This window comes from Pseudarthrobacter sp. PvP090 (genome assembly GCF_040547365.1).
In the GTDB taxonomy this organism is placed as follows: Bacteria; Actinomycetota; Actinomycetes; order Actinomycetales; family Micrococcaceae; genus Arthrobacter.
This window is the reverse complement of sequence record NZ_JBEPPO010000002.1, coordinates 398107-406391: the sequence shown is the minus strand read 5'-3', so window position 1 is coordinate 406391 and position 8285 is coordinate 398107. Positions and strand designations below refer to the sequence as shown.

The window sequence follows — 8285 nt, the reverse complement described above, 5'->3', positions numbered from 1 at the left end:
GACCGGAAGCCGCCGTACAGCGGTGGCGGCGATCGTGACCGCAAGCCGTATGGTGACCGTGCTCCGCGTGAAGGTGGCGGCGAACGCCGGAGCTTTGGTACCGGTGGCGGGGACCGGAAGCCGCCGTACAGCGGTGGCGGCGATCGTGACCGCAAGCCGTATGGTGACCGTGCTCCGCGTGAAGGTGGCGGCGAACGCCGGAGCTTCGGTACCGGCGGCGCGGACCGCAAGCCCTACAGCGCCGGCGACAACCGTAAGCCCTTTGGCAGCCGTGATGACCGGCCTGCCCGGAGCTTTGACCGCGGCGACTCCGGTCCCCGCCAGTTCGGCCGCGACCGGGCAGAAGACCGCCCCGTCCGCGTCCCCAACGCCCGGGACCTCCGCAGCGCCAACCGCCCCGACCGCGAGCGTTCACCGCAGATCGACGACGACGTTACGGGCAAGGAACTGGACCGCGCCACGCACCACCAGATCAAGACCCTCGAGGACAACAGCGCCGAGTGGGTGGCCCGCCACCTCGTGATGGCCGGCCGTCTCATCGACGACGAGCCGGAGCTGGCCTTCCAGCATGCCCTCGCAGCCAGCCGGCGCGGAGGCCGCCTCGCGGCCGTCCGCGAAGCCGTGGGCCTGACGGCCTACGCCGCCGGCCACTACGGCGAAGCCCTGCGCGAGTTCCGCACCTACCGGAGGATCAGCGGCTCCAACATGCACCTGCCCGTGATGGCCGACTGCGAACGCGGACTCGGCCGGCCCGACCGCGCCCTGGAAATGGCACGCTCCGAAGAAGCCAAGGACCTCGACGCCCCCGGCAAGGCGGAACTGGCCATTGTGGCCGCCGGCGCCCGCACCGATCTGGGCCAGCTCGACGCCGCCGTCTCGGAACTGGAAATCGCCCAGCTGGACATCAACCGGGCGTTCTCCTACAGCCCGCGGCTGTTCCGCGCCTACGCCGAAGCCCTCGCCGCGGTCGGCCGCACCGCCGAGGCGGAGAAGTGGCAGCGCCAGGCCACCGTCGCCGAGAACGCCCTTGGCCTCGACGTCTCGGAGGACCCGGACATCATCGATCTTGGCTGGGACGAGGAAGAGGAAGCCCGCGAGGAAGAGCAGCAGCGCCGGCTCCTGGCCGAGCAGGCCGCCCAGCGGTCCGCCGCGGCTGCCCCGCAGGAAGGGTCGCCGCGCGCCGCCAGTGCCGAGGCGGTGGCCGGCCTGCCGGAAACAGAGGCGGCAGGCAACGCCCTCGACGAAGGATCCGACGACGCTGAATCCGACTTCTGGGAGTCCGACGATGCTGAGTCCGATGACGACTCGGTGGAAAAGGACGCTTTGGACCGGTCGGAGGTCCTCACCGGAGACGACTCCGGGGAGACCGGACACGATGATTCAGGCGAGACCGGGCATGAAGAGTCCCGCGACGCCGACTCCCGCGAGCCGGAACGCTCCGAAGGCTGATCGGGAATGGCCGCACCGGAGCTGATCTCCACCTTCGACGCACTGCTCGCCGACCTCGACGGCGTTGTCTACGCGGGCCCGCACGCCATACCAGGCGCCGTGGAATCCCTGCGCCGGCTCGCCGGGATCGGCGTCGGCCTCGGCTACGTGACGAACAACGCCTCCCGGACGCCGGCGCAGGTGGCGCAGCACCTGCGCGAGCTGGGAGCGCCGGCGGAAGACCACCAGGTGGTCAGCTCCTCGCAGGCCGCGGGCGAGCTGCTGGCTTCCCTGCTGCCGGCGGGTGCCCGCGTGCTGGTCACCGGCGGGGACTCCCTGGCGCAGGAGATCGAGCTCGCCGGCCTGGTGCCGGTGCGGAGCGAAGCGGAGCAGCCCGTCGCCGTCGTGCAGGGCTTCCATCCGGACCTCGGGTGGAAAGACCTGGCGGAAGCCGCCTACGTCATTGCCGGCGGCGCCCTGTGGGTGGCCACCAACACGGACATGTCCATTCCCCAGGCCCGGGGGATGGCCCCCGGCAACGGGACACTCGTTGCTGCCGTGGCGGCCGCCACCGGGCAGCGGCCGCTCGTCGCCGGGAAACCGGAAGCGCCGCTGTTCCACGCTGCGGCCAAACGCCTTGCCGCGGACCGGCCGCTCGTCGTTGGCGACCGCCTGGACACCGACATCCTCGGCGGAAACAGGGCCGGCTTCGCAACCGTGGCCGTGCTGACCGGCGTCGACACGCGGGAAACGATTCTCGCCGCGCGCACACTGGAGCGGCCCGGCTATCTCATCAACGACCTCACGGACCTCTACCGTCCCTACCCGGCGATTGAGATCGACGCCGGGCAGCACCGCTGCGGCGCGGCCGCCGCCGCCGTGCACGGGCAAGCGGTCCGGGTCAGCGGAGATCCCGGCGACCTCGACGCCTGGCGGGCCGCCTGCTCGGCCTGGTGGGCCGCCCATCCCGAGACCGCCACTGCCCTGGCACCGGTCCTCGAATGGCTGGATCACTAGACTGGGGATCATGACCGAGCTGAACCACACCACCGGAACCGACCCCGAAGGGGGAGACGCCCAGGTCACCTGGCCGCAACTTCCGGCGGAAGCCGGTGGGGCCGCAGGAAGTGATCCTTCCCGGGACCTCGCCGTCGGCGAACTGCTGAGCCGTCTCGGGGACGTGCCGGGCCTCCCCGTGGCCCGCCACGGGGAGGTCTATACCCTCCTGCACGATGAACTGCTGGCGGCCCTGAACGAGGCCGTCGCGGAACAACCAGCCACAGACCCGGCCGCCGCCGCCGGACCGACCCACTCACCAAGGAATGCCACGAATGAGCAGGCTTGACCAGGCCCTCGTCAGCCGAGGGCTGGCGAGGTCCCGCACCCATGCCGCCCGCCTCATCGCCGAAGGCAAGGTCAGTTCCGCCGGTGAGGTGCTGGCCAAGGCCTCCCTCCAGATCCAGGACGAGACCGTCCTCGACGTCGCAGCCGCCGACGAGGACAATTACGTCAGCCGTGCCGGACACAAACTGGCCGGCGCGCTGGACGCTTTTCCGGCCGTCGAGGTCGAGGGCAAGCGGTGCCTGGACGCCGGGGCCTCCACCGGCGGATTCACCGAGGTGCTGCTGCGGCGCGGCGCGGCCCACGTCGTGGCCGTCGACGTCGGTCACGACCAGCTGGTCCCCGTGATCCGGAATGACCCCCGTGTTTCCGTCCACGAGGGCCTCAACGTCCGCTACATGGCCCCGGATGAGATCGGCGGACCGGCGGCGGTGACGGTGGCGGACCTGTCTTTCATCTCCCTCACGCTCGTCCTTGCGCCCCTCGCGGCGTGCACGGAACCTGGCGGCGACCTCGTCCTGATGGTCAAGCCGCAGTTCGAGATCGGCAAGGACCGGCTGGGCCGCACCGGTGTCGTCACCTCGGAGTGGGAGCGCCGCCTCGCCGTGGGCAAAGTCGCGGCGGAGGCCATGGACACGGGGCTGGAACTGAGGGGCCTCGCCAGCAGCCCGCTGCCCGGCCAGGACGGAAACGTCGAGTACTTCCTGTGGATAAAGCGCGGGATTCGAACAGACCTGCCTAAGATCGAAGAGCGGGACGCAGCCGTCGCTGCGTTGCTCGGAACAATCTGGCCCAAGTACTAGAAGCACTGGAAAGCGGAACCCGATGAGCAGGCGTGTCCTCATCCTTGCCCACACAGGCCGTGAGGAGTCCCTCAAGGCTGCCTGGGAAGCGTGCGCGCAGCTTCACGAGTCCGGCATCATTCCCGTGATGCTCAAATCCGAGCTCGGCGACATGGTCCGTTTCTTCGGCCGGCTCGACCAGCCTGTCGAAATCCTCCATGACCACGTGATGCTGCCCGACGTCGAGCTCGTCATGGTGCTCGGCGGCGACGGGACCATTCTCCGTGCGGCTGAACTGGTGCGCGAGGTCGACGTTCCTCTGCTCGGTGTGAACCTTGGCCACGTGGGATTCCTGGCCGAGAGCGAGCGGGCGGATCTGGCCCAAACCGTCGAATGGATCGCGAGCCGCGAATACACCGTGGAAGAGCGGATGACCATCGACGTCCAGGTCTGGGTCCGCGGGCAGAAAATCTGGCACACCTGGGCCCTGAACGAGGCCGCGATCGAAAAAGGCAACCGGGAACGGATGCTCGAGGTGGTCACCGAGGTCGACGAACGCCCGCTGACGTCCTTCGGCTGCGACGGCGTTGTCCTTGCCACCCCCACCGGCTCCACGGCCTACGCCTTCTCCGCTGGCGGCCCGGTGGTATGGCCTGAGGTCGAGGCGCTGCTGATTGTGCCGATCAGCGCCCACGCGCTCTTCGCCAAGCCGCTGGTGGTCTCGCCCCGGTCCCGGCTCGCGGTCGAAATCCTGAACCGCACCGACGCGCAGGGCGTCCTGTGGTGCGACGGCCGCCGCTCGGTGGACCTTCCGCCCGGCGCGCGCGTGGAAGTGACCCGCTCCGCCACCCCCGTCCGGCTCGCCCGCACCCACCAGACACCCTTCTCCGGTCGCCTGGTCCGCAAGTTCGAACTGCCCATCCAGGGCTGGCGCGGGCCGATGCCGCACACCGCCACGGTCCATACCGGGCCGGTGCCGGTGATCCGCACCCCCCGGCCGATGCCCCCGCTTCCCACTCCGCCGCAGGCTGGGCCGCCGTACGCCGGGCCGGGCGAGACCCCTGATCCCTCGACTGCGAAGTGACCCATGCTTGAAGAACTGAGAATCCGCGACCTCGGCGTCATCACCGACGCGACGCTGCCCCTCGGCCCGGGACTGAGCGTCGTGACCGGTGAAACCGGTGCCGGCAAGACCATGGTGGTGACCGCCGTCGGGCTGCTGCTCGGCGCCCGGTCCGACGCCGGTGCCGTGCGCAGCGGCGCGAAAAGCGCCTCCGCGGAGGCGACAGTGAAGCTCGACGCCGGGCACCCGGCCGTGGCGCGCGCCCGGGAGGCCGGGGCCGAGGTCGAGGAGTTCGACGGCGGCGCCGAGCTGCTGCTCGCCCGCAGCGTGGGCGCGGACGGCCGCAGCCGCGCCTACCTCGGCGGGCGGGCCGCGCCGGTGGGGGTGCTCGGGGAGATCGGGGAAACCCTCGTGGTGGTCCACGGCCAGTCCGGGCAGATCCGGCTCAAGAGTGCGGTCGCGCAGCGCGGCGCCCTCGACAAATTCGCGGGGGAGAGCCTCTCCGCAGCGCTCGGCAGCTACCAGGAGCTCTACGCCCACTGGAAGTCCAGCCAGACCGAGCTGGACGAGCTCCGCAGCGCCGCCCGGGAACGCCTCCGCGAGGCCGAATCCCTGGAGGCTGCCCTGGCCGAGATCGACGCCGTCGACCCGCAACCGGGGGAGGACGAAACGCTCAAGGCGGAGGCGGTCAAGCTCGCCAACGTCGAGGAACTCCGGATCGCGGCCACCACGGCACACCAGGCGCTCATCGCCGAGGACTTCGGTGACGGCAACGACGCCACCGCACTGGTGGATGCCGCCAAACGCACCCTGGAGCACGTCGCCGAGCATGACGAGGAACTCGGCTCCGCGGCCGCCCGGCTCGCTGAGGTCGGCTTCCTGCTCAACGACATCGCCACCGAACTCGCCAGCTACCAGGCCGCCCTCGACACCGAAGGCCCGGAACGGCTCGCCGAGATCGAGGACCGCCGGGCCGCCCTGGCAAAGCTGGTGCGCAAATACGCCCCGAGCATCGACGAAGTGCTGGTCTGGGCCGAGGAGTCCCGGGCGCGCTTCCTGGAGCTGCAGGACGACTCCACCAGGATCGAGGCACTGGAGGCCGAGGTGGGCCGCGCCGGGACCGAGCTGGCCAAGCAGGCCGCCGGCATCAGCAAGCTCCGCACGAAGGCCGCCAAGGACCTCTCCGCCCGCGTCAGCGCCGAACTGAAGGCCCTGGCGATGGCGGATGCCACCCTGGTCATCAACGTCGAATCCGGCGGCCGGCCGGGACCGCACGGCGCGGACGAGATCTCCTTCCTGCTCCAGCCGCACTCCGGCGCCCCCGCCCGCCCGCTGGGCAAAGGCGCCTCGGGGGGTGAACTGTCCCGCGTGATGCTTGCCATCGAGGTGGTGCTGGCCGCGGTCGACCCGGTCCCCACCTTCGTCTTCGACGAGGTTGACGCCGGCGTGGGCGGCCGTGCCGCCGTCGAGATCGGACGCCGGCTGGCGATGCTGGCCCGCCACGTCCAGGTGCTCGTAGTCACCCACTTGCCGCAGGTGGCGGCCTTCGCCGACCAGCACATCCGGGTCACCAAGACCTCCGTGCGCGGCGCCGATGGCGCTACGGCAACCGGCTTCACGTCCAGCGACGTCCAGCTCCTCGACGAGGCGGAACGCGTCCGGGAGCTGGCCCGCATGCTCGCCGGCCAGGAGGACTCCGAATCCGCCCAGGCCCACGCCCAGGAGCTCCTCGACGACGCCCGGCTGCTGCCGCAGCAAGCGTGAACGCCCACGTGTGGCGGCCCCGTGCCGGAATGACAATCACACCGGCTCGCCGCGAACAGACCCCTGGAAGGCTGAATTGATGATAGGCTCGAACTCCGTGGTGCAGCGATCAAATTCCCGTGTAAATTCCCGGTTTCCGGGCTCGTCCAAGACGACCAAACACATCTTCGTCACCGGTGGTGTGGCGTCCTCGCTCGGTAAGGGGCTGACGGCTTCGAGCCTCGGCCACCTCCTGCGGGCACGCGGCTTGTCTGTAACAATGCAAAAGCTCGATCCCTATCTGAATGTGGATCCGGGCACGATGAACCCCTTCCAGCACGGCGAAGTCTTCGTGACTGACGACGGCGCCGAAACGGACCTCGACATCGGCCACTACGAGCGGTTCCTCGATGAGAACCTTGAGGGCTCGGCCAACGTCACGACCGGCCAGGTCTACTCCACGGTCATCGCCAAGGAACGCCGCGGCGAATACCTCGGCGACACCGTCCAGGTCATCCCGCACATCACCGATGAGATCAAGCGCCGCATGCGGCTTCCCGCCGAGGGCAAGCACGCTCCCGACGTGATCATCACCGAAATCGGCGGCACCGTGGGCGACATCGAGTCACAGCCCTTCCTAGAGTCCGCCCGCCAGGTCCGTCAGGACATCGGCCGCGGCAACGTGTTCTTCCTGCACGTCTCCCTCGTGCCGTACATCGGCCCGTCGCAGGAACTGAAGACCAAACCGACGCAGCACTCCGTTGCCGCACTGCGCTCCATCGGCATCCAGCCCGAGGCCATCGTGATCCGTTCGGACCGTGAAGTCCCGCAGGCCATGCGCGACAAGATCGGCCGCATGTGCGACGTCGACATCGACGCCGTCATCGGCTGCCCGGATGCGCCGAGCATCTACGACATCCCGAAGACCCTGCACTCCCAGGGCCTGGATTCCTACATCGTCCGCGCCCTGGACCTTCCCTTCAAGGACGTTGACTGGACCAGCTGGGACAGGCTCCTCGACGCGGTCCACAACCCCAAGCACGAGGTTGAAATCGCCCTGGTCGGCAAGTACATCGACCTGCCGGACGCCTACCTGTCCGTGACCGAGGCCCTGCGCGCCGGCGGCTTCGCCAACGACACCAAGGTCAAGATCCGCTGGGTCCCCTCGGACGAATGCGAAACCCACGAGGGCGCCGTCAAGTCCCTGGACGGCGTCGACGCCATCTGTGTCCCGGGCGGCTTCGGCATCCGCGGACTCGAAGGTAAGCTGGGCGCGCTGAAGTACGCCCGTGAAAGCAAGCTCCCGGTCCTGGGCCTCTGCCTGGGCCTGCAGTGCATGGTGATCGAGTACGCCCGCAACGTGGTCGGACTCGAGGGCGCTTCCTCGTCCGAGTTCGAGCCGGATTCGAAGTACCCGGTGATTGCCACGATGGAGGAGCAGCTGGACATCGTCGACGGCAAGGGCGACCTGGGCGGCACCATGCGCCTGGGCCTGTACGAGGCCAAACTGGACGAAGGGTCCGTGGTCGCCGAGACCTACGGCACCACCAAGGTCAGCGAACGGCACCGCCACCGCTACGAGGTCAACAACAAGTACCGCGAGCAGATCGCCGCCCAGGGACTGGTGTTCTCCGGAACGTCGCCCGACGGCAAACTGGTGGAGTACGTGGAGCTTCCCCGCGAAGTCCACCCGTACTATGTGGCCACGCAGGCGCACCCGGAGCTCAGCTCACGCCCCACCCGGCCGCACGCCCTGTTCTCGGGGCTGGTGAAGGCCGCCCTGGAGCACCAGAAGGGCAACGGCAGCAAGGCCCCTAAGGCAGGTGCAGCCCAGGCAGAGACAGGCACGGCAGAGGCGGCCAAGACTGCTCCGGCCGCCACCAAGCCTTCTTCCCCGGTAGTGTCGAAGTAACCCCCAACTGAATCAA

At 69.4% G+C, this 8285-nt stretch carries 7 protein-coding genes; all 7 read left to right on the top strand.

The features are described from left to right. Nucleotides 1-1449: hypothetical protein (locus ABIC21_RS03745; protein ID WP_354349058.1), on the top strand; the 1449-nt coding region annotated here is incomplete at its 5' end. Between the two features lie 6 nt (nucleotides 1450-1455). Next, on the top strand, nucleotides 1456-2445 hold the full coding sequence (locus tag ABIC21_RS03740) for an HAD-IIA family hydrolase (RefSeq protein WP_354349057.1): 990 nt from the start codon (nucleotides 1456-1458) through the stop codon (nucleotides 2443-2445). A 10-nt stretch (nucleotides 2446-2455) separates the two neighbouring features. Beyond that, nucleotides 2456-2773 (top strand): hypothetical protein, encoded by a 318-nt coding sequence (locus ABIC21_RS03735; RefSeq protein WP_354349056.1) that lies wholly within the window; start codon nucleotides 2456-2458, stop codon nucleotides 2771-2773. Continuing rightward, the gene (locus tag ABIC21_RS03730; protein ID WP_354349055.1) at nucleotides 2760-3572 is read left to right on the top strand and encodes a TlyA family RNA methyltransferase; all 813 of its coding nucleotides are present in this window, start codon (nucleotides 2760-2762) and stop codon (nucleotides 3570-3572) included. The genes ABIC21_RS03735 and ABIC21_RS03730 overlap by 14 nt, the downstream gene beginning before the upstream one ends. 22 nt (nucleotides 3573-3594) lie before the next feature. Beyond that, entirely contained in the window at nucleotides 3595-4635 is a 1041-nt protein-coding gene (locus tag ABIC21_RS03725; RefSeq protein ID WP_354349054.1) for an NAD kinase, read from the top strand. 3 nt (nucleotides 4636-4638) lie between these two features. Next, a complete protein-coding gene (gene recN, locus ABIC21_RS03720) occupies nucleotides 4639-6378 on the top strand; it encodes a DNA repair protein RecN (protein ID WP_354349053.1) in 1740 nt (579 codons plus the stop codon). Between the two features lie 79 nt (nucleotides 6379-6457). Further along, a complete protein-coding gene (pyrG, locus tag ABIC21_RS03715; RefSeq protein ID WP_354349052.1) occupies nucleotides 6458-8269 on the top strand; it encodes a CTP synthase in 1812 nt (603 codons plus the stop codon). Nucleotides 8270-8285: the final 16 nt, after the last annotated feature.

Coding starts and splice junctions, on each gene's coding strand:
- ABIC21_RS03740 (WP_354349057.1), top strand. CDS start 1,456: ATGGCCGCACCGGAGCTGATCTCCACCTTCGACGCACTGCTCGCCGAC.
- ABIC21_RS03735 (WP_354349056.1), top strand. CDS start 2,456: ATGACCGAGCTGAACCACACCACCGGAACCGACCCCGAAGGGGGAGAC.
- ABIC21_RS03730 (WP_354349055.1), top strand. CDS start 2,760: ATGAGCAGGCTTGACCAGGCCCTCGTCAGCCGAGGGCTGGCGAGGTCC.
- ABIC21_RS03725 (WP_354349054.1), top strand. CDS start 3,595: ATGAGCAGGCGTGTCCTCATCCTTGCCCACACAGGCCGTGAGGAGTCC.
- recN (WP_354349053.1), top strand. CDS start 4,639: ATGCTTGAAGAACTGAGAATCCGCGACCTCGGCGTCATCACCGACGCG.
- pyrG (WP_354349052.1), top strand. CDS start 6,458: ATGATAGGCTCGAACTCCGTGGTGCAGCGATCAAATTCCCGTGTAAAT.